Genomic DNA, 22648 nt, shown 5'->3' with positions numbered 1-22648 from the left:
GGCATGGCGGCCAGGCGGGGCGGCAGGGCCGGCCCGGTGCCGGCGGGCAGGTACGTGGGGCCAGGGGTCATGTGGGCGAGCGGGGTCCGCCAGGCTCAGGGCTGCAGCACTTCCAGCGTCACCACGTACGACAGGCGGCGCTTGCTGGCCTGCTTGACCGTGGTCTTGCCGTCTTCGTGGCTGGCTTCCACCCAGTACAGGCCGGACTGCGGCCATTTCACCTGGAACTTGCCGTCCTGCGCGGTTTGCACGTCGATCTCGCCCACCTGGTCGCGGTAGCGGCTGCCGCCCGGGATGATCGTCACTTCCAGCCCGCTGGCCGGCTTGCCGTCGATCAGCATCTGGAAGGTGGCCGGTTCGTCGGCGTACAAGTCATTGGGGTGGGTGACGGGCACCAGTTCCAGGCCCTTGCCGGTGGGCGTGATGGCGCTGGGCTTGCCCGCGGTGGCGAAGGTCTCGATGCGGCTGACGCTTTGCGAAATTTGCAGGTCCTGCGCCTGGGCTGGCACTGCCTGCGCCAGGCCCTCGGCCGGGCCGAAATACCGCTTGGGCTGGCCGTCTTGTTTCCAGCGTGCAAACACACCGTCGTTGACCACCGCGATGCGGTAGGTGCCGGCCTGCTGCAACTGCAGGTCGAAGGTGCTGCGCAGTTTGCCGCGGCTGGCGTTCTGCGGCTGGGCGGCCTGGCCGTCGGGCGCCTGGATCACCAGGTTGTCCAGGCGCAGGGGCGCATGGTTGAAGTAGAACTTGTCGTTGCTGACGGCCGCGTCCACGGTGATCCAGCTGTCGGTGCCCGACAGCACGGTCGAGGACGGCAGCATCCACATGTCGTGGGCATGCGAGGCGGCGGGCAGGCCCAGCACCAGGGCGGCGGCAAATCGAAGAGCGTGTTTCATCAGTACTCCGGAAGGGGAATCAGGGTTTCAGGTCCAGGGCGACAGCGCCGAGCTCGTGTTCGCCGCGCGCCGAGGGCTGCCCGGCCTGCGTGGGCGGCCAGTCGAATGGCACGCGCACCAGCTCGCGGCCGCCCACTTCGCGGGCGGCTTCCACCACCACGGCGTAGCGGCCCGGTTTCAGGTCGGCCAGGGGTTTGTCGGCGCCCGCGAAGCTCAGTGCGTGCTTGCCGGCGGGACGGGTGGCGCCGCTGACGCCGTCCACCGGGAACTGCTGGTTGCGGCCGCTGCGGCGCCACCATTGGCGCATGTCCTTCAGCCACTCGGCGCCTTCGTTGTTGCGCATGGCGACGTCGTACCAGACGGCTAGGTCAGCCACCACGGTCTGGTCCGGCGTCTCGAGCCAGATGGCGACGTAGGGGCGGTGATACTCGGCCACGTCCAGGCGCGGAATTTCGACATTCACGCCCAGGTCGGCGGCGTGGGCGGTTCGGGCGATCAGGCCGGCCAACAGGGCCGGCAACAGCAACTTGCGCATAAAGTCTCCAGACTTGCGGCTCAATGGATGAAAAGCAGGGCCAGCACCAGCGGAATCAGCAGGCCCAGCCCCACCATCGGCCAGGTGGCCGCGCGTTGCCCGGCGTGCATGTGCAGCAGCACCAGCCCGGTCAGCGAGAACACCAGACAGGCCACGGCGAAAATGTCCAGGAACCAGCTCCAGGCCGTGCCGGTATGGCGTCCCTTGTGCAGGTCGTTCAGATAGGCGATCCAGCCACGGTCGGTGCGTTCGTATTCGATGGCGCCGTCGCCCAGGTCGACCGACAGCCAGGCGTCGCCGCCCGGGCGCGGCAATGACACGTACAGTTCGCCGGGCGACCATTCCGGCGGCCGCGCGCCCACCCGGGCGCCCAGTTCCGTGTCCAGCCATTGCGCAACCTCGGGCGGCACCGCCGCTGCCCGGTTGCCGGTATCGACGGCTTTCAACTGGTTCAGCAGGGGTGCGGGCAGTTGTGCTTCGCGCGTTACCACTTGCGGGCTGGCGTCGATCAGCCCGGCGTTATTCAGGGTCAACCCGGTAATGGCGAAAAGCAGCATGCCCAGCAGGCATAATGCCGAACTGATCCAGTGCCATTGATGCAGCGTCTTGAGCCAATAGGCCCGGCGACGGGAAGTGGGTTTGCTGTCCATGGGGTGTTACGTGGAGGTGGCGCGGATTCTATCATTGAAATGAGAATTGGTCGCAAATAGCGACCGGCTACCGACATGACCCAAACGCTGATTCCCTTGAATTTCCTGGCCGTAGGGCTGGGCGCCGCCCTGGGCGCATGCGCGCGCTGGCTGCTGGGCGTATGGTTCAACACGGCCGCATGGCCATGGGGAACCCTGATCGTCAACCTGGCCGGCGGCTACCTGATCGGCGTGGCGCTGGCTGTGCTGCTGGCGCATCCGGAATGGCCGCAATGGGTGCGCCTGGCGCTGGTCACCGGGTTTCTGGGCGGGTTGACCACGTTCTCGACGTTTTCGGCCGAGACGGTCGGGATGCTGGAGCGGGGCGCGTATGCGGGCGCCCTGGGCTATGCCGGCGCCAGCCTGCTGGGGTCGCTCGGGCTGACGGCGCTGGGCTTGGCCAGCGTGCAGGCCTTGCGCTAAGGCGGGGCAGCACGCTAGCGGGACAGCAGCACGCGCTGCTGCGGGTCTTCGTAGGTGGGCAGGTTGCGCACCATGGACGTGCCCGGCACGCGCGACACGATGGCAACGCCGTTGTAGGTCTTCTGGCCGGTGAACCAGCTGCGGTAGCCGACCGCCTCGAGATCGGCGCGCGGGAATTTCTCGTCCGGCAGCTTCAGTTCCTGCAGGCACAGCACGTCGGTTCCGCTTTGCGCGAGCCAGTCGAGCACATGCTGCTTGCGGACGTTGAGCGAGTTGACGTTCCAGGTGGCGATTTTCATGAACGGGAGTGTGCGTGCGGGTGAATACGAAGGCCGCCATCTTACCGCGAGCACGGGGCGCGAACGCGCGCTTCGTGCGGGGCAGGGGAGGCGCCGCGCGCAGCCGTTTCGATGAATCGGGAAGAAATTGTGACAAAAGTATTGACGTGAGTACTTCCTCACCCTATAATTTATTTCTCTGACGCGGGGTGGAGCAGTCTGGCAGCTCGTCGGGCTCATAACCCGAAGGTCGTAGGTTCAAATCCTACCCCCGCAACCAAGCACACCAGACGATGTGCAGCGCAAGTGACCGATGCGCGCTTCGTCGACAGGAACCCGGCCTCGTGCCGGGTTTTTTGTTTTCTGCGCGGCAGCGATCAGCGCGCCGCCCACTCGACCGCCGCCTTCGCATGCAGCGCGGTCGTGTCGAACACCGGCAGCGGCGAATCGTCCGCGCCGATCAGCAGCGTGATTTCCGTGCAGCCGAGGATCACGGCCTGCGCCCCGCGCCGGGCCAGTTCCTGGTAGATGTCGCGGTCCAGCCCGGCCGAATGCACATGCAGCCATTGCAGGCCGGGGGCGGCGCGCAGGGCGGCGTAGAAGCGTTCGGTGTCGGGCAGGATCTCGAACTTGGTCGAACGCCCGGTGATGTCGCGCGAAATGAACGCGATGTCGGCTTGCGCCGCCTGCGCATCGCCGGGGTGGCACAGTACGGCCGCACACCCCCGCGCGTCCAGGCTGGCGGCAAGCTGGGGCGCTTCCTGCGGCGAGCACAGAATGCGCGGGGGCGTGGGAGATGTCACTGTTTCACTCCAACCTGATCCACGATTTTCTTCCATTTGTCATGCTCGACATGCGTGAACTTGTCGAATTCTTCGGGGCTGCCGCCCACGGGGTTGGCGCCTTCCTGGATCATTTGTTTCTCCAGGCCGGGCAGGGCCTTGTTCACCCCCTGGTTGATCGTGGCGATGACCGAAGCCGGCGTGCCCTTGGGGGCAAAGAAGCCGAACCAGGATCCGGCATCGAAGTCCTTGAAGCCGGATTCCGCGACAGTGGGCAAGTCCGGCAGGCCGGGCGAACGCTTGTTGGTGCTGACGGCCAGGGCGCGCAGCTTGCCCGAGCGGATCTGCCCGATCACCGACGGGGCCGTGGCGAACATGAAGTCCAGGCGGCCGGCGATCAGGTCGTTGATGGCGTCGGCGCCCTTGTACGGCACGTGCGTGGCGTCCTTGGCGCCAATCTCCTGCATCAGCAGATAGCTGGACAGGTGCGACGACGTGCCCACGCCGGTAGAGCCGTAGTTCAGGCTTTTCTTGGACTTGGCGTATTTCAGGAAGTCCTGGAATGTCTTGATGGGCAGCTCGGGCGGCACCACCAGCACATTCGGCACCGTGGCCAGTTGCACGATGGGCACCAGGTCGGTCAGGGGATCGTAGTTCAGCTTGTTCAGCGACGAATTCACCGCGATGGGGCCGACGGAATTGACGATCAGCGTGTAGCCGTCAGGATCCGAGCGCACCACGTATTCGGTGCCGATATTGCCGCCCGCGCCGGGGCGGTTCTCGACGACGAACGATTGTCCCAGCTGCTGGGCCAGTTGTTCGCTGACGCTGCGCGTCAGCTTGTCGGTGGTGCCGCCCGCCGTGAACGCCACCACCACTTTCACGGGCCGTTCAGGATAGTCGGCCTGCGCCGGCAGGGCAGCGGCCAGGCCCAGTATGCCCCCCGCCAGGATAGAAATGCTGCGTGCTTTCATGTGTGTCTCCTCTTCCTTGTCTTGGTTTTGCCTGCCCGCGGCGAATCCGGCGGGGCGATCGGCCACGGCCGGCCCGCCGCAGGGCGTTGCTGCGGTGGATTGCGTGCTCATGGGCACGCTTGGTTATTCGCGGTAACTGCTGTCCAGGCGGTCCAGCTTGCGCAGCAGGGCCGGCCATTCCATGACGCCGTATGGCCGGCGCGTGCCCGGCTGGTAGTTGTTCCAGGTTTCTTCCAGGATCTGCGGCGGCACGGCCTGCAGGGGCTGCTGCGCGGCCTGTGCGGCCAGTTGCGAGCGGCAGGCCAGTTCCAGGCGGTGCATCCAGTTGAAGGCTTCGCCCACGGTGCGGCCCACTGTCAGCGCGCCGTGATTGCGCAGGATGAGCGCTTCGCCATTGCCCAGGTCTTTGATCAGCGAGGCCTGTTCCTGGGTGTCCAGCACCACGCCCTGGTAGTCGTGGTAGCCGATCTTCAGGAAACGCATGGCCGTCTGGGTGATGGGCTGCAGTCCACAGGCCAGCGACGACACGGCCATCGACGCCCAGCTGTGGGTGTGGATCACGCAGTCGACGTCGTGGCGGGCGGCATGCACGGCGCTGTGTATGACATAGCCGGCCTTGTTGATGCCGTAGCCCAGCTCGCCGAAATCGGGCTTGGCCAGGATGTTGCCGGCCAGGTCGACTTTGATGAGGCTGGACGCCGTGATTTCCTCGTACATCATGCCGTACGCGTTGATGAGGAACGCATTGTCCTCACCGGGCACGCGCATCGAGATGTGGTTGGCCATCATGTCGGCCATGCCATACAGCTCAACCAGCCGATAACAGGCCGCCAGGTCGACACGGGCCTTCCATTCTGTCTCCGAGCATTGATCCCGCATGGACGGAATCCGCAACACGCCACTCTTGGTCATGCTTTTCCCTTGAATGAATGATTTGTATGGCCGCCAGGCGGCGCCATCGGGAACCAATCAATTTACGGGGGAAGCCGGTGGCGCGATAGTCGCCATTTCGTTAAGGGCCGTTCACGAATCGTGAAGTGCAAAACGCCCGGCGGGGCCGGGCGTTTCCAGGGGGAAAAGCAGGGATGTCAGCCCGCGCGGGCGCCCGAATCTTTCACTACCTTGCCCCAGCGGTCGATCTGGGCCTGCAGGAATCCCTGGAAGTCCGCGGGGGTATCGCCCACCGCGATCAGGCCTTCGTCGAGCAAGCGGCGCTTGATCGCCGCATCGCCCAGGATCTGGCCCGCGGCCTGCGACAGGCGCTGGGCCTGGGCGGCGTCGACGCCCGCCGGCCCCAGCAGCCCGTACCAGGCGCTGAAATCGTAGCCGGGCAGGGTGTCGGCAATGGGGGGGATGCCGGGAAATTCCGCCATGCGCTGGGCGCTGCTTACGCCCAGGGCCTTGACGGTCTTGGCGGCCAGTTGCCCCTTGGCCAGGGCGGCGCCCGCGAACATCATGCTGACCTGCCCGCCGATCACGTCATTCAGGGCCGGGGCCGTACCCTTGTAGGGCACCAGCAGCAGGTCGATGCCGGCCTGCATCTTGATCACTTCGGCGCCCAGGTGGCCGGCCGACCCGATACCGGGCAGCGCCATGCTCAGGGCACCGGGGTCGGCCTTGGCCAGGGCAATCATTTCCTGCACATTGTCCGCCTGCACCGAAGGGTGCGCCACCAAAATGGACGGCGCGTCGGCCACGTGGGAAATCGGCGTAAAGCTCTTGACCGGGTCGAACGGCAGCTTGGGATACAAGGTGGCGTTGATGGCATGGCTGGTGTAGCACATCAGCAAAGTGCGGCCGTCGGGGGCGGCGCGGGCCACTTCCTGGGCCGCGATATTGCCGCCCGCGCCCGGGCGGTTTTCCACGACAAAGGTTTCGCCCAGCACGCGGCCCAGCTCGGCGGCCAGCAGGCGCGCCACGGTGTCGGTTCCCCCGCCAGGCGTTGCGCCCACGACGACCCGTGTGGTCGGGGCCTGGGCCCGTGCCAGCCCCGATGCCGCCAGCGCGCCGGCTCCCAGCGCGCCCATGAATGTTCTTCTATGCATTTCGTCTCTCTCCATGCATCTTGTGGTTAATGTTTGGGCGCTAGTCTAGCCACAGCGGGAGTTAAGGAATAGCGAACTTATTTGATGTCTTTGCTAAGCATTTTTCATCAAGCGGGGCCTGAACGCTGCGCCCCGTCCGCATTCGCAGTACGCTGTGGCCTCTCCCTTTCTCCATTTATGACCAGGATCCCGCCATGAAATACCGCCGCCTTGGTGCCAGCAACCTGCGCGTTTCCCCGTTGTGCCTGGGAACCATGATGTTTGGCGAGCAAACCCCGTTCGACGAGGCCGAACGCATCGTGGCGTCGGCCCGCGAAGCCGGGCTGAATTTCATCGACACGGCCGATGTCTACAACCAGGGCCGTTCGGAAGAGGTGGTGGGCAAGCTGCTGGCCGGCCAGCGCCACGACTGGGTGCTGGCCACCAAGATCGGCAATGCGGTGGCCAAGGCGCCCAATCGTTCGCACTATTCACGCCAATGGATCATGCACGGGGTGAATACCAGCCTGGCCCGGCTGGACACCGATTACGTCGACATCCTGTACCTGCACCGCGATTTCCATGAAGAAAACCTGGAAGAAGCCATTCGCGCCATGGGCGACCTGATCAGTGCCGGGAAGCTGCGCAGTTTCGGGTTGTCGAATTTCCGGGGCTGGCGCATTGCCGAAGTGGTGCGCCTGTGCCGTGAACTGAACGTGCCGCAGCCCGTGGTGTGCCAGCCGTACTACAACATGCTGAACCGCGGCCCCGAGGTCGAGATCCTGCCTGCCTGCGGGCACTATGGGCTGGGCGTGGTGCCCTACAGCCCGATCGCGCGCGGCGTGCTCACCGGCAAATACGCGCCCGGCCAGCAGCCCGCGCCCGACACCCGCGCCGGCCGCGGGGACAAGCGCATCCTGGACACGGAATTCCGCGAAGAATCGCTGAAAATCGCCGCTGAGCTCACGGCCTATGCCGAAGGGAAGGGGGTGCGGCCAGGGCATTTCGCCACGGCCTGGGTGCTGGCCAACCCTCTGGTGACGTCGGTGATCGCGGGGCCTCGCACGCTGGCGCAGATGCAGGACTATTACGCGGCGCTGGATCTGCAGATCACGCCGCAGGAAGAAGCCATGGTGAATACCTGGGTGACGCCGGGCCATGCTTCCGCGCATGGCTACAACGATCCCAGCTATCCCTTCTACGGGCGGCCGGTGGCGGTGGCTGACGCATAGGGGCGGTGTCTGGCACCCAGATGGAGCCGGACACGGTTCCACTGGCACTGTCGTGGCAGACACCCGTCAGCATTCGTGAAAACCGGCCTGGATCGCTAAGGTAGCGCCATGGGTGTCTGGCTCCCATCGGGTGCCAGACACCGAAGCCAGCCGCCTGCCCGATCACGATACGCAATCCGGCCCCAATATAGTGGCTGCCCGGTTGCGCTTGCGCTGCCGCGCGCGCATCATGTTTGGGTCAGTATCCGGCGGCCTGCCGCCGTGCGGACACGCGGCTTGCCGCGGTTCAACTCCCGGGCTTGAAAACCGCCGGCTTGCCGCCAGATACGAACTATGGCCACGAGGGCAAGTTCATGAGATCGCGCGATTTTTCTTCCTGGATCTGGGGCGACGCGGTGTCGCTGCTGGAACACGCCGAACGCCTGCATCGCCAGTTGCTGCGCGCCGGCCCGGCCAATGCGCCGCATTGGGAACCGCCGGTGGACATCATCGAAACCGCCGACGCGGTCATGGTGTACGTGGCCTTGCCCGGCGTGCCATCGGACAAGCTGGTGGTGGCGTTCGATCCTAGCGGAATCACGGTGTCGGGCGTGCGCCCGATGCCTTGCGCGGCCAATGGCCGCATCCATCGCTTCGAGATTCCCTACGGCCGGTTCCGTCGCCGCATCGCGCTGCCCCTGCATGCGCTGGAGCCCGAATCGTCCACGCTGACCGACGGCTGCCTGGTCCTGACACTGAATAAACTGAGGGAGGCTCCATGAGCGATACCCGCACTTTGCCCGAAGACGCGCGCATCATCATTCCGCTGCGCGACGCGGTGCTGTTTCCCGGCGTGCTGTCGCCCGTGACGGTGCGGCGCGCCTCGTCGGTGGCGGCGGCCCAGGAAGCCGTCAAGCTGGAACTGCCGGTAGGCTTCCTGTTGCAGCGCGACCCATCCAAGGACGACGTGGGCCCCCACGACCTGCGCTGGGTGGGCACCGAAGGCCCCATTGCCCGCTACATTACCGGGCAGGAGGGCGCGCACCATCTGCTGGTGCAGGGGCAATCGCGGTTCCGGGTGCTGGAATTCCTGGATGGCTGGCCGTATATGGTGGCCCGCGTGGCCGAGGTTCCCGCGGCCGAAGAGCAGGACAGCCAGACCGAGGCCCGTTTCCTGCAACTGAAAGAGCAATCTATCGACGCCATTACCCTGCTGCCCAATGTGCCCGATGAACTGATAGGCGTGGTGCGCGGCATCGAATCGCCGGGCTTGCTGGCCGACATGGTTACGCACATGATCGACATCAAGCCCGAGCAGAAGCAGGACATCCTGGAAACCTTCGACCTGTCCCAGCGCCTGGACAAGACCATCGAGCTGCTGTCGGCCCGCGTCGAGGTGCTGCGCCTGTCCAAGGAAATCGGCGAGCGCACGCGCGCGCAGTTCGATGAGCGGCAGCGCGAAACCGTGCTGCGCGAGCAACTGCGCCAGATCCAGAAAGAGCTGGGCGATGTCGACGACAGCGCTGCCGAGGCTGCCCGCCTGAAAGAGGCCATCGAGGCTTCGGGCATGCCCGAGGAAGTGCTCAGCCATGCCCGCAAGGAACTGGGCCGGCTGCAACGCATGGGGGAATCCAGCGGCGAATCGGCCATGCTGCGCACTTACCTGGAATGGCTGACCGAACTGCCCTGGAAGCAGGAACCGCAGCCGCCCATCGACCTGGCCGAGGCGCGCAAGGTACTGGACGAAGACCATTTTGGCCTGGACAAGATCAAGCGCCGCATCCTGGAATACCTGGCGGTGCGCAAGCTGAACCCGCAGGGGCGCAGCCCCATCCTGTGTTTCGCGGGCCCTCCGGGCGTGGGCAAGACCTCGCTGGGCCAGTCCATCGCGCGGGCCACCGGGCGCGCTTTCCAGCGCGTGGCGCTGGGCGGCGTGCACGACGAAGCCGAGATCCGTGGCCATCGCCGCACCTACCTGGGCGCCTTGCCGGGCAACATCATCCAGGCCATGCGGCGGGCCGGCACCAACAATGTGGTGCTGATGCTGGACGAGATCGACAAACTGGGCGCCGGCGGCTTCCATGGCGACCCGGGCAGTGCGCTGCTCGAAGTGCTGGACCCCGAACAGAACAGCAAATTCCGCGACAACTACCTGGGCGTGGATTTCGATCTGTCGCATGTCATGTTCATCTGCACCGCGAACATGCTGGACACCATTCCGGGCCCGCTGCGCGACCGCATGGAGATCATCCAGCTTCCTGGCTATACCGAGGAAGAAAAAATCCAGATCGCGCGCCGCTACCTGGTGCCGCGCCAGCTCGAGGCCAATGGGCTGGGCGGGCAGCAGGCGGAAGTCACCGATGCGGCGCTGTCGTCCATCGTGGCCGACTACACCCGCGAAGCCGGCGTGCGCCAACTGGAACGCGAGATCGGCGCCACGCTGCGCCACGCCGCCATGCAGATCGCCGAGGAAAAGGCCACGCACGTGGTCATCGATGCCGCCGACCTGCATGCCATCCTGGGCGCGCAGCGCTTCGAGAATGAAGTGGCGTTGCGCACCAGCGTGCCGGGCGTGGCCACGGGCCTGGCCTGGACCCCCGTGGGCGGCGACATCCTGTTCATCGAAGCCAGCAAAACGCCGGGCAGCGGGCGGCTGATCCTGACCGGCCAGTTGGGCGATGTCATGAAGGAATCGGCGCAAACCGCCCTGACACTGGCCAAGATCTGGAACGGCGATTCGCTAGAAAAAACCGACCTGCACATCCACGTGCCGGCCGGCGCAACCCCCAAGGACGGCCCCAGCGCGGGCGTCGCGATGTTCCTGGCCCTGGCGTCGCTGTTGTCCGGGCGCCCCGTGCGTTCGGACGTGGCCATGACGGGGGAAGTCAGTCTGCGCGGGCTGGTGCTGCCGATAGGCGGCGTCAAGGAAAAGACGCTGGCGGCGCTGCGCGCCGGCATCACTACGGTGATGATCCCGCGCCGCAATGCCAAAGACCTGGACGACGTGCCGGACGAAGCGCGGCAGAAACTGAAGTTCGTGCTGCTGGACCGTGTCGAAGATGCCATCCGCTATGCCATCGACGGCCATGAGATCGCGGCGGCGGAACCGGCCGAGCAAGCCGGGTAAACGGCGGAATGGGCGGTGTCTGGCACCCTTCGGGAGCCAGACACCCACGCCACGGGCGTATCGTAATCGGCCAGGTGTCTGGCTCCCGAAGGGTGCCAGACACCGCCCCGCGAAGCGGGAGCGAAACACCGTCCCGCAAAGCGGGAGTGAAACACCGTCCCCGCGAAAGCGGGTGTCAAACACTGTCCCGGTGAACGCCGTTATTTCGGGATCACCCCGCAGGCGATGCGTCCGCCGCCACCGCCCAGCGGCTTGGGATGGTCGCTGTGGTTGTCGCCGCCCGCGTGCACCATCAGGGCCAGGCCCTGAACTTCCGACAGCTTCAGGCGCGGCGCCAGCACGGGCGTGGTGGCCGCGCCATCGGCGCCCACATAAAGTGCGGGCAGGTCGCCGCGGTGGCCGCCATCGTCCCAGGGCGTGCTGTGCTTCTTGGTGCCGTCGGGGTCATAGTGTCCGCCGGCAGCGCCCGCCGGCACGACCTTGCCATCCTGTTCCTTGCTGTCGCAACTGCCGTTCTGGTGCACATGGAAGCCATGCACGCCGGGTGGCAGGCCCTTCAGGTCGGGCGTCAGCACCAGGCCGTACTTGCTGTCGGCCAGACTGACCGAACCGATCTCTTCGCCCGCGCCCTTGTCCGTGGCCATGTGCACCGGCACGGTCACATCCGCCCGGGCGACGGCGGCCAGGCTCAGGGCGCCGGCCAGCAAGGTGAACTTCAGATGACGCTTCATGATTACCTCCAGTGAAGAAGAACCGGCGAACATGGCCGCCTGTTCTCGGGAACTTGCACGGCTGTGCTCCAGGGTACACAGGCCTGGCCGCTGGCTGCAACCAGCCTGCGCCAGCCACCCGCGCCGTGGGCGTGTTCTTCGCGTATGGCGTAGCCCGGCGGCGCCAGGGCCGGCGGCAAGTATCATGCCCGCGGCCGGGGGCGGGCTGGCGCGGGATGTACAATTCCGGCCTGTTCTCCGTCAGCCCGCCTGCTTCCACCCATGTGACATTCCACGAATCTTCCACCTGAATGGCTATCGGGCGAAGGTTCGTGCGCCGGGCGCCGCCATGGCGCCGCGCGGATTCCATGTCGTGCCGGCATACCTGGGCTGTACCCGGTTGCCAGGCCGCTGGCCCTGTCCGAAGCTACCCGCTGCGCGTGGCAGCTCCCCTCATCCCTTTCTTCCATGAATCTTTCCACATTGCGCCGGGAATGGCTCGGCAATGTCCGTGGCGACTTGCTGGCCGGCATCGTTGTTGCCCTGGCGCTGATCCCCGAAGCCCTGGCGTTTTCCATCATCGCGGGGGTAGACCCGCAGGTAGGCTTGTACGCCGCGTTCAGCATCGCGGTGGTGAGCGCCATCGCGGGCGGGCGGCCCGGCATGATTTCCGCGGCCACCGGGGCCGTGGCGCTGGTGATCGCGTCGCTGGTCAGGGACCACGGCGTGCAGTATGTATTCGCCACCGCCGTGCTGGCCGGCCTGCTGCAGATCGGCGCCGGCTTCCTGAAACTGGGCGCGCTGATGCGCTTTGTGTCGCGCTCGGTGATTACCGGTTTCGTGAACGCGCTGGCCATCCTTATTTTCCTGGCGCAGTTGCCGGAACTGACCAATGTGCACTGGGCGGTGTACGCCATGACGGCGGGCGGCTTGGCCATCATTTATCTGTTCCCGCGACTGAATAGGACGATTCCTTCGCCGCTGGTGTGCATCGTGGTAATGACGGCCCTGGCCATGTGGCTGGACCTGCCAGTGCGCACGGTGGGTGACATGGGCGCCTTTCCCGAGCACCTGCCGGTGCTGGCCTTGCCAGCGGTGCCCCTGGCCTGGCAGACCCTGTCCATCATCTTCCCGTATGCGGTGGCGGTGGCGGCGGTGGGCCTGCTGGAATCGCTGATGACGGCATCCATCATCGACGACTACACCGACACGCCCAGCAACAAGAACCGCGAATGCAAGGGCCAGGGCCTGGCCAACATCGTGGCCGGCCTGCTGGGCGGCATGCCGGGCTGCGCCATGATCGGCCAGTCGGTCATCAACGTGAAGTCGGGTGGGCGCGGCCGCCTGTCCACCTTCACGGCAGGAGCGCTGCTGCTGGTGCTGGTGGTGTTCCTGGGGCCTTGGGCAAAGCAGATTCCCATGGCCGCGCTGGTGGCCGTCATGATCATGGTGTCGATCAGCACCTTCAGCTGGACGTCGCTGCGCAACCTGGCCACCCACCCCAAGTCGTCGTCGGTGGTGATGCTGGCCACGGTGGCGGTGGTGGTGGCCACGCACAACCTGGCGCTGGGCGTATTGGTGGGCGTGCTGCTAAGCGCGGTGTTCTTCGCGTCCAAGGTGCGCCAGGTGCTAGGCGTGGAATCGGCGCTGTCGGAAGACGGCGCCTGCCGCGTCTATACCGTACATGGGCAGGTGTTTTTCGCATCGTCCGAGGCCTTGGTGTCCGAATTCGATTTCAAGGAATCCGTGCCCCGCGTGCGCATCGACCTGTCGCGCGCCCATTTCTGGGACATCACGGCGGTGGAATCGCTGGACCGCATCGTGCACAAGTTCAGGCGCAATGGTATCGACGTGCAGGTATCGGGCCTGAACCGCGCCAGCATGACGATGGTAGAGCGCTACGGCACCCATCATCGCGAAGGCGCGGGCAAGCTGCCGGCGCACTGAAGGGCAGCGCCATGCCGCGGCATGGCGCTTGCTGGCGGCCCAGGGCAGGCGGGGCGTTTCGGCCTCGCCGGAACCCCGCCATTCCTGGAGCCCTGTTTATGCCCGACACCGCGGACCGGCCCGTCGTCCTGATAACCGGAGCATCCGGCAACCTGGGAAGGTCGCTGGCCGCCTATCTGGAAGCCGAATATCGCATCGTGGGTCTGGACCGCAAGAGCGAGAACGCCGGGTTCCCGATATTCGAGGTCGACCTGGCATCCGACGCATCGGTGCATCAGGCCCTGCAATCGGTGCGCGAACAGTACGGCGACACGCTGGCGGCGGTAATACACCTGGTGGCATTCTTCGATTCCACCGGTGCCGACAACCCGCTGTACCAGACAGTGAACGTGGACGGCACCGCGCGGGTCGTGCGCGAACTGCGCGACCATTTCCGCGTGGAGCGTTTCGTGTACGCCAGCACCATGCTGGTCCATGCCCCGGGCAAGCCGGGTGAGCTGATCGACGAGAACCAGCCCTTCGGCCCCGAATACGTGTACCCGCAATCGAAGCTGCGGGCCGAGGAAGCGCTGCGCGCCGAACACGGCGACATGCCTTATGCCATCTTGCGGCTGGCCGGCGTGTACGACGAACAGACCGTGGTGCCCACCCTGGCGCAGCAGATCGCGCGCATCTACGAGCGCGACTTCGAAAGCTACTTTTATTCGGCATCGAACCAGGTGGGCCAGTCGATGCTGCACCGGGACGACCTGCACGAAGCCGTGCGCCTGACGCTGCAGCATCGCGCCGACCTGCCGCCGGACGCGGCGCTGCTGATAGGCGAAACCGAGGCGCTGGGCTATGACGCCCTGCAGGACGAAATAGGCTGCCTGATCCACGGCACGGCAGACTGGCCGACACTGCGCGTACCCAAGGCTGTGGCCGCCACCGGCACCTGGGTGCGCGAGAAGCTGGAGCCGCTGGTGCCCGATGCGCTGGACCAGGGGGAGAAACCGTTCATCAAGCCCTACATGATCGCCATGTCGGACGCGCACTACGCCCTGGATACCGAACGCGCCGAGCACCTGCTGGGCTGGCGCCCGCGCCACCGGCTCAAGCGCACCTTGCCCGCCATCATCGCCGGCCTGAAGCGCGATCCGCTGGCCTGGTACCGCGCGCAAGGCATGACGCCCCCGCAATTCCTGCGCGAAACGGCCGAAAAAGCCGACGACGCGGAGCAGTTCCGCGCGCGCTATGTGCAGGCTTATCGCAGCGCCCACGCGGAAAACCGCTGGGCGCATTTCGTGAACGTGGCGCTGGGCACCTGGCTGATCTTCCAGCCGCCGCTGGTCGGCGTGGACGATCCGCTGCTGCGCGGCGCCGAGATCATCCTGGGCACCTTGCTGGTGGTGTTCGCCTGCTTGTCCCTGAGCTGGCAGATGCCGTTCGCGCGCTGGGCCTGCGCCGGGGTGGGGGCGCTGGTCATGGCGGCGCCTTTCGTGCTGTGGACCGACAACGCGGCCGCGTACTTGTCCGACACCCTGGTGGGCGGGCTGGCGTTCGGGCTGGCCGTCAGCCTGAAGCCCGAGCCGGGCGTGTCCCCGCTGGCCAGCATGTCCGGCCCGGATACCCCACCCGACTGGACGTACAACCCATCGGCCTGGACGCAGCGGGTGCCCATCATCGCACTGGCCCTGGTGGGCCTGTACGTGTCGCGCTACCTGGCCGCTTACCAGATGGAACAGGTGGGCCACGTGTGGGAACCCTTCTTCGCGGGCAGCCTGGATGATCCGCAGAACGGTACCGAGGAAATCATTACCTCCAGCGTGTCGCAGGCCTGGCCGGTGCCCGACGCGGCGGTGGGCGCGTATACCTACATGCTGGAAATACTGACCGGGGTGGTCGGCTCGCGCGCGCGCTGGCGCACCATGCCCTGGCTGGTGGTGATCTTCGGCCTGATGATCGCGCCCTTGGGGATCGTGTCCATTACCTTCGTCATTATCCAGCCCATTGTGATCGGCACCTGGAGCACGCTGGCGCTGGTGGGCGCGGCCGCCATGCTGATACAGATTCCGTATTCGCTGGACGAACTGCTGGCCACCTGCCAGTTCCTGCAGCGGCGGCGCAAGGCGGGCAAGAGCCTGCTGCGGGTATTCCTGTTCGGCGACACGGACGACGGGCCGCGCGTCCGGCCGCAGGACGAGTTCGACCGCCGTCCCCTGGCGGTGGTGCGCGATATCGTGCAGGGCGGGGTGTCGCTGCCGCCCAGCCTGTGGCTGGCCGCGGCCATCGGCGCGTGGCTGATGTGCACCCGCCTGACGCTGGGCACCGAGGGCACCATGGCCAATACCGACCACCTGGTGGGCGCGCTGGTGCTGACCGTGGTGGCCATCGCGGCGGCCGAGGTGGCCCGCCTGGCGCGCTTCCTGCTGGTGCCGCTGGGCGTGGGCCTGCTGGTGGCCACGCCGGTGTACGGCGGCGGCCTGCTGCAGATCGGCGCCAACGTGGCAGCCGGCCTGGCGCTGGTTGCCCTGGCCGTGCCGCGCGGCAAGATCGAGGGGCGCTACGGTTCCTGGGACAGGCTGGTGGTCTGAGCCCTGTTCCCCTGGGAAGCAGCCTGGCGCGGGCCCTCGGGCGCAATGTCTGGAATCAGCCGCTTGCCCAGGCTGATCACTTCGTCCTGCTGGAAGGCCAGCCTGCGGTAGAAGGCCACCACGGCCTCATTGCCGCCGCGCACCAGCAGGTTGATTTTCGGGCAGCCCATGGCCACGAAGCGATGTTCCACGGCTTCCATCAGGGCGGTGGCATAGCCTCGGCGCTGATAGGCGGGCGCGACCGCCAGGTAGTTGACCCAGCCGCGATGGCCATCGTAGCCGCCCATGATGGATGCCACGATGCCATATCCCGAAGTGCCGACCAGGAACAGTTCGGGCTGCACCGTCAGTTTGCGGGCGATATCTTTGTAGGGGTCGTTCCAAGGGCGGGTCAGCCCGCAGTCGCGCCACAACTGCACAACGGCGTCGGTGTCGGCGGGCTGGAAAGTCCGGATGGAAAGCGCGGGTGGGTTCATGCTTCGTTCCTGGCAAGTTGAAAGAAACGAAGGCCGGGAGGAATGCCTCGGGCGGGTAAGGGAAAGGTCCAGCAAAAAGGCCACGAGGTTCCGTGGCCTTCGGGTGGGCACCGCGTACGGCGCCTGGACAGCGTCAGCCACTCAACGATGACGTCGAGTGGTTCGTCGCGACAGAGCGATGGTGAGGCAGGCGCAGTCCATGCCCGGCAGCATACCACTAGTCTCTATACTCGGGTTTTTCGTCTTTCCAAGGGTTGCCCCATGAGCATCGCCACCAGCGAAGGCAGCGGTTCCGATATTGTTTCCCTGGATGCGGTGGCGTTGTCCGCGGCGATCCATGCGCGGCAGGTGTCCTGCGTGGAAGTGCTGCAGGCCTACCTGGCGCAGATCGACCGCCTGAACCCTGTTGTGAATGCCCTGGTGGCCATGCAGGACCGCGACGCATTGCAGGCCCAGGCAGCCGAGCGCGACGCGCTGCTGGCGCGCGGGGCCAGCATGGGGCCGCTGCATGGTTTTCCGCAAGCGCCCAAAGACATCATGCCGGCGCGCGGCATGGTCACCACCAAGGGTTCGCCCATCTACGCCGGCCAGGTCGCGCAGGCCGACGCCATCGTGTACGAAAAAATGCGGGCGGCCGGCGCGCTGTTCATCGGCCGCAGCAACAGCCCGGAATTCGGCCTGGGCGGTCATACCTACAATCCCGTGTACGGCATTACGCGCAATGCCTACGACCCGGCCCGTTCGGCCGGCGGCAGCAGCGGCGGCGCGGGGGTGGCGGTGGCCTTGCGCATGTTGCCGGTGGCCGATGGTTCCGACATGATGGGATCCTTGCGCACGCCGGCCGCGTTCAACAATATGTTCGGCATGCGCGGCACGCCAGGCGTGGTGCCGCACGGTCCCACCGATGAAGTGTTCTTCCAGCAGTTCAGCGTCACCGGGCCGATGGCGCGCAACGTGCCCGACCTGGCGTTGCTGCTGGCGGTGCAGGCGGGTTTCGACGCGCGCACGCCGCTGACGCGGCGGCACGCCGATGCGCGCGGCTTCGTGGCCGATCTGGAGCGCGACTGCGCCGGCATGCGCATTGGCTGGCTGGGCAACCTGGGCGGCCACCTGGCTTGCGAACCCGGCGTGCTGGATGTCTGCCAAGCCGCCCTGAAGCATTTCGAGGCCATCGGCTGCCAGGTAGAGCCCGCGCTGCCCGCTTTCGACCTGCCGCGGTTGTGGAATGCATGGCTGGATCTGCGCAGCTTCATGTTTGCCGGCAGCAATGCCGGGCTTTACCACGACAGCCGCACGCGGGCCCTGCTGAAGCCCGAGGCCGTATGGGAAATCGAACGCGGCCTGGGGCTGTCGGGGCAGGACGTCTTCCATGCCGCGGCAGTGCGGTCGGCCTGGTATGGGGCGCTGCAGCAGCTGTTCGGGCAGTTCGATTTCCTGGTGCTGCCCACCTCGCAGGTGTTTCCTTTCCAGGCCGAAGAACACTGGCCCGACCGCGTGGGCGGCCGGTCCATGGATACCTATCACCGCTGGATGGAAGCCGTGGTGCCGGCCACGATGGCCGGCTTGCCGGCCCTGGCCGCGCCGGCGGGGTTCGGGGCCGGCGGCCTGCCGGCCGGCATCCAGATCATCGGGCCGGCCCAACACGACCTAGAGGTATTGCAGGTTGGCCTGGCCTATGACCGGGCCAGCGGCTTCGGTCGCGTTCGCAGCCCGCTGCTGGGGGGAAGCAGGCCCTAGCCCAGCCGCCGCCGCAAGGCCTGGAAAAACAAGGTGGCCTGCAGCCGTTCGGACTGCATTTGCCCGGCCACCTTGGCCGCCATGTCCGGGTTGACCGGCACCAGGGGCCGGCCGCTGGCCTGGGCCAGCACTTGCGCCTGGCATGCGCGTTCCAGGAAGAACAGGTCGTCGTAGGCGTAGTCGATGCGTTCGCCGCAGACGACCACGCCATGGTTGCCCAGGAATGCGATATCGGCCGAGCCCATCGCGCGGGCGATGCGCTCGCCTTCGGAACTGTCCAGCGCCAGCCCGTTGTAGTGCGCATCGGCCACCAGTCGGCCGTGAAAACGCATGGCGTTCTGCGATAACGTGGTGTCCGGCGCGCGCTGCTCCGTCAGGGTCAGCGCGGTGGCATAAGGCATGTGCGTGTGCAGCACACATTGCTTGCCGGCAATGCGGTGGATCGCCGCGTGGATGAACATGGCCGTGGGCTCGACCTCATGGCGGCCTGCCAGTTTCCTGCCCTCGGCGTCTACCAGCACGATGTCGTCTGCTTGTACTTCGTCCCACATCAGGCCGCGCGGGTTCAGCAGGAACAGGCCGTCCTGTCCGGGCAGGGCCACGCTGAAGTGGTTGCACACGCCTTCGCCCAGGCCGTGGTGGGCGGCGGCCCGCAGGGCCAGCGACAGGTCGGCGCGCAGCGCGGCAACGGAGGAAGACTGGAATAGCGTGTTCATGGCGTATACAGGGCAAAAACCGGCAGGGTGGGCGGAAGTCTACCAAGGATGCGCCGCCGGGGTTTATTGCAGCTCCCTGTCCGGGATCAGGCCGGCGGCGTGCGCTGTCCTTACAATGAACTGAACTTTGTTCAAGCAGTCCATCCCTGGGGCGCCCGCATGGTGGCGGGCGCCATTTACGCTGGAGTCCCAGATGAAGCCCATTTCCAAGTTGTTGCTTGCCGCCGCGATGGCACTGGCCGGACCGGCCGCCGCGGCTCCCGTCACGTACGACATCGACCCGTCCCACACTTATCCCAGTTTTGAAGCCGACCACATGGGCGGGCTGTCTACCTGGCGCGGCAAGTTCAACCAGACTTCCGGCGTCATCGTGCTGGACCGCGCGGCGCGCAGCGGCACCATCGAGGTCACGGTACAAATCGGTTCCGTCGATTTCGGCCACGACGAAATGAACAAGCATGCCGTGGCGCCGGATATTTTCGATGCCGCGCGCTATCCCACCGCTACTTTCAAGGGGCGTTTCACCAAGTTCGACGGCGACCGCCCCGAAGAGGCCGTGGGCGACTTCACCCTGCGCGGTGTCACGCGCCCGTTGACGCTGGACATCGACGATTTCAAGTGCATCCACCACCCCATGGAAAAGCGTGAAGCTTGCGGCGCCGATGTCTCGGCCTCGTTCAACCGGGGCGACTTCGGGCTGAACTTCGGGCTGGACATGGGTTTCAAGCCCAAGGTCGACCTGGAAATCCAGGTCGAGGCGCTGCGACGCCAGTAAAGTCCGGGCCCGCGCGGCAGGTATGGCGCTTGCTGCGCGGGCATCACCACGCAAGGAGAGGCCATGATTTCTGAACGGTTGCGGCGCTTGCGCCACATTGCGGAATTCGCGGCGGAACGCACGGGCGATTACCTGGAACTGGTGGGAATCGAACTGTCGCTGTTCCGTTCGGCCCTGGTTACCACCCTGATCAGCGCGGTGGCGCTATTGTTCTGCGGGCTGGGCACCCTGGGATTCGTGTCGGTGGCCGCCATCGTCACCTTCTGGGACACCGAATACCGTATGCTGGCCGCCTGGCTGGTGGCGGCGGCCTGGCTGCTGATCACCCTGGCCGCCTTGTTCGTCGCCACGCGCAATGCCCCCAAAGAGTCGCCGTTTGCCGAACTGAGCCGCCAGGTTCGGCTGGATACCGCCGCCGCCCGGAGCCACTATGCCGAAGATCACCACGCCGGCTGACAAACAAGCCTTGCTCGACAAAATGGAGCTCGACCGCCGGCAGCTGGCCGATGCGTTCGCGCGCGCCGCGCATGCGGGCAAGCCCTCCCGGGGCTGGGCGGCCACCACGGCCCTGGCGGCCGGGGCCGCGGTGGGCTGGCCGCCTTTCCTGAAGCAACCTTTGCGCGCCATGGCAACCGTGGCCGTGCGAGACAGGCTGGCTTCGCTGTTGCGACGGCGCCATGTGCGGCGAGCCAGCGCGCCGTTGCCCGACGAAGAAGTGGCCCGCCTGGCGCAACTGGTGGCCGATCTGCGGGCGGCGGCCGAACGCGCGGCGGATGCGCAGGAAATCGAGCATCTGCGCGCACAACTGGATGCCCACGTACGCCGCCTGCGCGAATTGCAGGCCGCCCGGGTAGGCCCTCCGGCCCCGCCTACAGCCTGAAATGCTGCCTTAAGGTGGCTTCCAGCATGTCGGCTGCGGGGAACGGGCCGGCGCGCTCGTCCCGCAGCAGCATGACTTCATGCGCGGCCAGCCGAGGCATGCCGTTCAGTACGCGCATGCGGGCCGTGACGCGGCTGCGGTCCACCACGCTGAGGCCCAGCCCCGCTTCCACGCAGGCCTCGACAGCCCGGCTGGACGGGCTGGACAGCACCACGCGCCACGCACGTCCGGCGGCCGTCAAGGTTTCGATCATGGCCGTTCGATAGGGGCAATCGGCGGCATGCAGGGCCAGCGGCAGCGGATCGGGCAGCGGGCCTGCCTGGTTGGCGCCGGCCACCCAGACAGGAATCGTCATTGCCACGGCGCGCGGATTCTGGCGACGGCTGCCGGCGGGCTGCACCGCCACTGCCATATGCAGGCGGCGTCGCGCCACCTGGTCGCGCAATGCCCGGCTGGCGGCGGTGGTGACTTCCAGGGTGACCCCAGGCCAGGCCGTGGCGAACGCCGGAAGAATGTCGCGGATGACATGCTCGGCGTATTCGTCCGGCACCCCCAGCCGTACGCGGCCGGCCAGCGCCGTGCCGCGTAGGTCTTCCAGCACGCGGTCGTGCGCTTCCAGCAATTCGGCGCTGCGGTGCAGGAAACGCTGGCCCAGCGGTGTCAGGGTAACGGCCTGGTTGTCGCGGTCCAGCAGGCGGCCGCCGGCCAGGTCTTCCAGGCGCTGGATGTGCACACTGACCGCCGCCGGGCTTTTATGCACGTGGGCCGCGGCGGCGCGGAAGCGTCCCAGCCGTGCCACCGCATGGAACGTGCGCAGCAGCTCGATATCGAGTGTGGTGCTCATGGTTTATAAAATCCGAATGAATGATTGACAAGGTTTTGATTTATTGAATACCTGTGCGGCGCTAAGGTCAAGGCTGTCCTCTTCAGAACTGGTTCCATGCCTGCCTTCCATCTCGCGTCTTTTCGTTCCCGCTTTGCCGCGCTTCCCCTGCTGGCGCTGGAGGCCGCGCTGGTGGTGGCCTGGAGTTCCGGCTTCGTGGGCGCGCGTTTTGCGGTGGACCACGCTCCGGTGTTTCTGGTGGTGTTCTGGCGCTGCGTGCTGGTCTGCCTGCTGCTGTTGCCGTGGGCCTGGAAAGAGCTGCGCGGCGCGTCGGCGCGTACCTGGGCACGCCATGCGGGAATCGGCCTGTTGGCCATGGCAGGTTATCTGGCCGGGGTGGTCAAAGGGGTAGAGCAGGGCGTGCCCACCGCGCTGGCCGCCTTGATCGCCGACCTGCTGCCGCTGGGGACTGCCATGCTGGCCAGCGTGTTCCTGCGGCAACCGGCGGGCTTGCGCGTGTGGGCGGGGCTGCTGGTGGGCCTGGCCGGGGTGCTGCTGGTGTCGCGCGGCGCACTGGGCGCGGGCGCTGCTCCATGGTGGGCCTATGCGTTGCCCGTGCTGGGCATGCTGTCGCTGGCCGTCGCCACCCTGTGGCAGGGGGGCGGCACGGCGCGGCGTCCGGGCTTGAGCCTGGTGGCCAATCTGTGGCTGCAGTGCGCCGTGTCGGGGCTGGTGTTCGCGGCGCTGGCGGCCCTGGAAGGCGGCTTGATTCCGCCCGCGACCCTGGGTTTCGGCGTCAGCGTGGCCTGGACCGCCGTGCTGTCTTCGCTGGGCGGCTATGGCCTGTACTGGATATGCCTGCGCCGCACCTCGCCCACGCGGGTGGCCAGCGTGCTGTACCTGAGCCCGGGCGTAACCGCGGTGTGGGCCTGGGCCATGTTCGCCGAGCCGCTGTCCTGGCTGATGGCGCTGGGCATGGGGGTGTCGGTGGCCGGCATCATGCTGGTGGTGCGCGGAGAACGGCGCCCGTGCGCGGCGCAGGCCCGTAGGCGCGCCAAGGCGGGGGCCGGCG

The 22648-nt window shown here is 66.6% G+C and carries 21 protein-coding genes, 1 tRNA gene and 2 pseudogenes; 12 read left to right on the top strand and 12 right to left on the bottom strand.

The window, feature by feature from the left end; genetic code table 11:
- Positions 1-95: 95 nt before the first annotated feature.
- Genes LPZ50_RS07230 through LPZ50_RS07220 form a run of 3 tightly spaced genes read right to left on the bottom strand, consistent with a single transcriptional unit; the run spans position 96 to position 2081 of the window.
- Positions 96-896: a DUF4198 domain-containing protein gene (locus tag LPZ50_RS07230; protein ID WP_230659295.1), complete on the bottom strand. Its 801-nt coding sequence runs from the start codon at positions 894-896 to the stop codon at positions 96-98.
- 19 nt (positions 897-915) lie between these two features.
- Complete coding sequence (locus LPZ50_RS07225; protein ID WP_230659293.1) at positions 916-1431, bottom strand: DUF2271 domain-containing protein; 516 nt, start codon at positions 1429-1431, stop codon at positions 916-918.
- A gap of 20 nt (positions 1432-1451) precedes the next feature.
- Complete coding sequence (locus tag LPZ50_RS07220; RefSeq protein ID WP_230659291.1) at positions 1452-2081, bottom strand: PepSY-associated TM helix domain-containing protein; 630 nt, start codon at positions 2079-2081, stop codon at positions 1452-1454.
- Positions 2082-2156: 75 nt separating this feature from the next.
- Here LPZ50_RS07220 and crcB point away from each other — a divergent pair, with 75 nt between their 5' ends.
- Positions 2157-2543 carry a fluoride efflux transporter CrcB gene (crcB, locus tag LPZ50_RS07215; protein WP_230659289.1) on the top strand — a complete coding sequence of 129 codons (387 nt, stop codon included), beginning with the start codon at positions 2157-2159 and terminating at the stop codon, positions 2541-2543.
- Between the two features lie 26 nt (positions 2544-2569).
- Here the strand turns inward: crcB and LPZ50_RS07210 are convergent.
- Positions 2570-2842, bottom strand: a pseudogene (locus LPZ50_RS07210) (exodeoxyribonuclease III); the annotation flags it as partial.
- 182 nt (positions 2843-3024) lie between these two features.
- On the opposite strand from LPZ50_RS07210, the gene LPZ50_RS07205 reads away from it, so the two are divergent.
- Positions 3025-3101 (top strand) — tRNA-Met (locus tag LPZ50_RS07205).
- Positions 3102-3198: 97 nt separating this feature from the next.
- Here the strand turns inward: LPZ50_RS07205 and LPZ50_RS07200 are convergent.
- The 4 genes and pseudogenes from LPZ50_RS07200 to LPZ50_RS07180 form a co-directional block, all read right to left on the bottom strand.
- Positions 3199-3351 (bottom strand): annotated as a pseudogene (locus tag LPZ50_RS07200) (aspartate/glutamate racemase family protein); the annotation flags it as partial.
- A 269-nt stretch (positions 3352-3620) separates the two neighbouring features.
- Positions 3621-4577 (bottom strand): Bug family tripartite tricarboxylate transporter substrate binding protein, encoded by a 957-nt coding sequence (locus LPZ50_RS07190; RefSeq protein WP_230659287.1) that lies wholly within the window; start codon positions 4575-4577, stop codon positions 3621-3623.
- Positions 4578-4700: 123 nt separating this feature from the next.
- The gene (locus LPZ50_RS07185) at positions 4701-5489 is read right to left on the bottom strand and encodes a class II aldolase/adducin family protein (protein WP_230659285.1); all 789 of its coding nucleotides are present in this window, start codon (positions 5487-5489) and stop codon (positions 4701-4703) included.
- A 176-nt stretch (positions 5490-5665) separates the two neighbouring features.
- Positions 5666-6622, bottom strand: a complete 957-nt coding sequence (locus LPZ50_RS07180) for a tripartite tricarboxylate transporter substrate binding protein (protein WP_230659283.1) — start codon at positions 6620-6622, stop codon at positions 5666-5668.
- A gap of 194 nt (positions 6623-6816) precedes the next feature.
- On the opposite strand from LPZ50_RS07180, the gene LPZ50_RS07175 reads away from it, so the two are divergent.
- The 3 genes from LPZ50_RS07175 to lon all read left to right on the top strand — a co-directional run bounded on the left by LPZ50_RS07175 (position 6817) and on the right by lon (position 10939).
- Positions 6817-7833 (top strand): aldo/keto reductase, encoded by a 1017-nt coding sequence (locus LPZ50_RS07175; RefSeq protein WP_230659281.1) that lies wholly within the window; start codon positions 6817-6819, stop codon positions 7831-7833.
- 353 nt (positions 7834-8186) lie between these two features.
- Positions 8187-8594 (top strand): Hsp20/alpha crystallin family protein, encoded by a 408-nt coding sequence (locus LPZ50_RS07170; RefSeq protein ID WP_230659279.1) that lies wholly within the window; start codon positions 8187-8189, stop codon positions 8592-8594.
- A complete protein-coding gene (gene lon, locus LPZ50_RS07165) occupies positions 8591-10939 on the top strand; it encodes an endopeptidase La (protein ID WP_230659277.1) in 2349 nt (782 codons plus the stop codon). The genes LPZ50_RS07170 and lon overlap by 4 nt, the downstream gene beginning before the upstream one ends.
- 200 nt (positions 10940-11139) lie before the next feature.
- Here the strand turns inward: lon and sodC are convergent, their stop codons facing one another.
- Positions 11140-11670, bottom strand: a complete 531-nt coding sequence (sodC, locus tag LPZ50_RS07160) for a superoxide dismutase family protein (RefSeq protein WP_230659275.1) — start codon at positions 11668-11670, stop codon at positions 11140-11142.
- A gap of 447 nt (positions 11671-12117) precedes the next feature.
- On the opposite strand from sodC, the gene LPZ50_RS07155 reads away from it, so the two are divergent.
- Positions 12118-13596 carry a SulP family inorganic anion transporter gene (locus LPZ50_RS07155; RefSeq protein ID WP_230659273.1) on the top strand — a complete coding sequence of 493 codons (1479 nt, stop codon included), beginning with the start codon at positions 12118-12120 and terminating at the stop codon, positions 13594-13596.
- A gap of 98 nt (positions 13597-13694) precedes the next feature.
- Positions 13695-16169, top strand: coding sequence for an NAD-dependent epimerase/dehydratase family protein (locus tag LPZ50_RS07150; protein WP_230659271.1), 2475 nt, complete (start codon positions 13695-13697; stop codon positions 16167-16169).
- Here the strand turns inward: LPZ50_RS07150 and LPZ50_RS07145 are convergent.
- Positions 16139-16645: a GNAT family acetyltransferase gene (locus tag LPZ50_RS07145; protein WP_230659269.1), complete on the bottom strand. Its 507-nt coding sequence runs from the start codon at positions 16643-16645 to the stop codon at positions 16139-16141. The genes LPZ50_RS07150 and LPZ50_RS07145 overlap by 31 nt on opposite strands.
- Before the next feature lie 261 nt (positions 16646-16906).
- Here LPZ50_RS07145 and LPZ50_RS07140 point away from each other — a divergent pair, with 261 nt between their 5' ends.
- Positions 16907-18382 carry an amidase gene (locus tag LPZ50_RS07140; RefSeq protein WP_230659267.1) on the top strand — a complete coding sequence of 492 codons (1476 nt, stop codon included), beginning with the start codon at positions 16907-16909 and terminating at the stop codon, positions 18380-18382.
- Here the strand turns inward: LPZ50_RS07140 and LPZ50_RS07135 are convergent.
- A complete protein-coding gene (locus LPZ50_RS07135; RefSeq protein WP_230659265.1) occupies positions 18379-19098 on the bottom strand; it encodes an aldolase in 720 nt (239 codons plus the stop codon). The two genes, LPZ50_RS07140 and LPZ50_RS07135, sit on opposite strands and share 4 nt — an antisense overlap.
- Before the next feature lie 193 nt (positions 19099-19291).
- On the opposite strand from LPZ50_RS07135, the gene LPZ50_RS07130 reads away from it, so the two are divergent.
- From LPZ50_RS07130 to LPZ50_RS07120, 3 genes are all read left to right on the top strand, one after another.
- Positions 19292-19873, top strand: coding sequence for a YceI family protein (locus LPZ50_RS07130; RefSeq protein WP_230659263.1), 582 nt, complete (start codon positions 19292-19294; stop codon positions 19871-19873).
- Between the two features lie 63 nt (positions 19874-19936).
- Positions 19937-20329, top strand: coding sequence for a phage holin family protein (locus LPZ50_RS07125; protein ID WP_230659262.1), 393 nt, complete (start codon positions 19937-19939; stop codon positions 20327-20329).
- Positions 20304-20753 (top strand): hypothetical protein, encoded by a 450-nt coding sequence (locus LPZ50_RS07120; protein WP_230659260.1) that lies wholly within the window; start codon positions 20304-20306, stop codon positions 20751-20753. The genes LPZ50_RS07125 and LPZ50_RS07120 overlap by 26 nt, the downstream gene beginning before the upstream one ends.
- Here LPZ50_RS07120 and LPZ50_RS07115 read toward each other — a convergent pair.
- Positions 20743-21597, bottom strand: a complete 855-nt coding sequence (locus LPZ50_RS07115; RefSeq protein ID WP_230659258.1) for a LysR family transcriptional regulator — start codon at positions 21595-21597, stop codon at positions 20743-20745. The two genes, LPZ50_RS07120 and LPZ50_RS07115, sit on opposite strands and share 11 nt — an antisense overlap.
- Before the next feature lie 96 nt (positions 21598-21693).
- On the opposite strand from LPZ50_RS07115, the gene LPZ50_RS07110 reads away from it, so the two are divergent.
- On the top strand, positions 21694-22648 hold a 955-nt coding region (locus tag LPZ50_RS07110), incomplete at its 3' end, for a DMT family transporter (RefSeq protein WP_230659256.1).

The sequence above is a fragment of the Bordetella petrii genome (assembly GCF_020991325.1).
Lineage (GTDB): Bacteria > Pseudomonadota > Gammaproteobacteria > Burkholderiales > Burkholderiaceae_B > Bordetella_A > Bordetella_A petrii_E.
The sequence above is the reverse complement of the archived record's forward strand: the minus strand, read 5'-3'. Positions and strand labels throughout refer to the sequence as shown.

Coding starts and splice junctions, on each gene's coding strand:
- crcB (WP_230659289.1), top strand. CDS start 2,157: ATGACCCAAACGCTGATTCCCTTGAATTTCCTGGCCGTAGGGCTGGGC.
- LPZ50_RS07190 (WP_230659287.1), bottom strand. CDS start 4,577: ATGAAAGCACGCAGCATTTCTATCCTGGCGGGGGGCATACTGGGCCTG.
- LPZ50_RS07170 (WP_230659279.1), top strand. CDS start 8,187: ATGAGATCGCGCGATTTTTCTTCCTGGATCTGGGGCGACGCGGTGTCG.
- lon (WP_230659277.1), top strand. CDS start 8,591: ATGAGCGATACCCGCACTTTGCCCGAAGACGCGCGCATCATCATTCCG.
- LPZ50_RS07175 (WP_230659281.1), top strand. CDS start 6,817: ATGAAATACCGCCGCCTTGGTGCCAGCAACCTGCGCGTTTCCCCGTTG.
- LPZ50_RS07140 (WP_230659267.1), top strand. CDS start 16,907: ATGAGCATCGCCACCAGCGAAGGCAGCGGTTCCGATATTGTTTCCCTG.
- LPZ50_RS07225 (WP_230659293.1), bottom strand. CDS start 1,431: ATGCGCAAGTTGCTGTTGCCGGCCCTGTTGGCCGGCCTGATCGCCCGA.
- LPZ50_RS07150 (WP_230659271.1), top strand. CDS start 13,695: ATGCCCGACACCGCGGACCGGCCCGTCGTCCTGATAACCGGAGCATCC.
- LPZ50_RS07135 (WP_230659265.1), bottom strand. CDS start 19,098: ATGAACACGCTATTCCAGTCTTCCTCCGTTGCCGCGCTGCGCGCCGAC.
- LPZ50_RS07130 (WP_230659263.1), top strand. CDS start 19,292: ATGAAGCCCATTTCCAAGTTGTTGCTTGCCGCCGCGATGGCACTGGCC.
- LPZ50_RS07115 (WP_230659258.1), bottom strand. CDS start 21,597: ATGAGCACCACACTCGATATCGAGCTGCTGCGCACGTTCCATGCGGTG.
- LPZ50_RS07180 (WP_230659283.1), bottom strand. CDS start 6,622: ATGCATAGAAGAACATTCATGGGCGCGCTGGGAGCCGGCGCGCTGGCG.
- LPZ50_RS07155 (WP_230659273.1), top strand. CDS start 12,118: ATGAATCTTTCCACATTGCGCCGGGAATGGCTCGGCAATGTCCGTGGC.
- LPZ50_RS07230 (WP_230659295.1), bottom strand. CDS start 896: ATGAAACACGCTCTTCGATTTGCCGCCGCCCTGGTGCTGGGCCTGCCC.
- LPZ50_RS07120 (WP_230659260.1), top strand. CDS start 20,304: ATGCCGAAGATCACCACGCCGGCTGACAAACAAGCCTTGCTCGACAAA.
- sodC (WP_230659275.1), bottom strand. CDS start 11,670: ATGAAGCGTCATCTGAAGTTCACCTTGCTGGCCGGCGCCCTGAGCCTG.
- LPZ50_RS07125 (WP_230659262.1), top strand. CDS start 19,937: ATGATTTCTGAACGGTTGCGGCGCTTGCGCCACATTGCGGAATTCGCG.
- LPZ50_RS07145 (WP_230659269.1), bottom strand. CDS start 16,645: ATGAACCCACCCGCGCTTTCCATCCGGACTTTCCAGCCCGCCGACACC.
- LPZ50_RS07185 (WP_230659285.1), bottom strand. CDS start 5,489: ATGACCAAGAGTGGCGTGTTGCGGATTCCGTCCATGCGGGATCAATGC.
- LPZ50_RS07220 (WP_230659291.1), bottom strand. CDS start 2,081: ATGGACAGCAAACCCACTTCCCGTCGCCGGGCCTATTGGCTCAAGACG.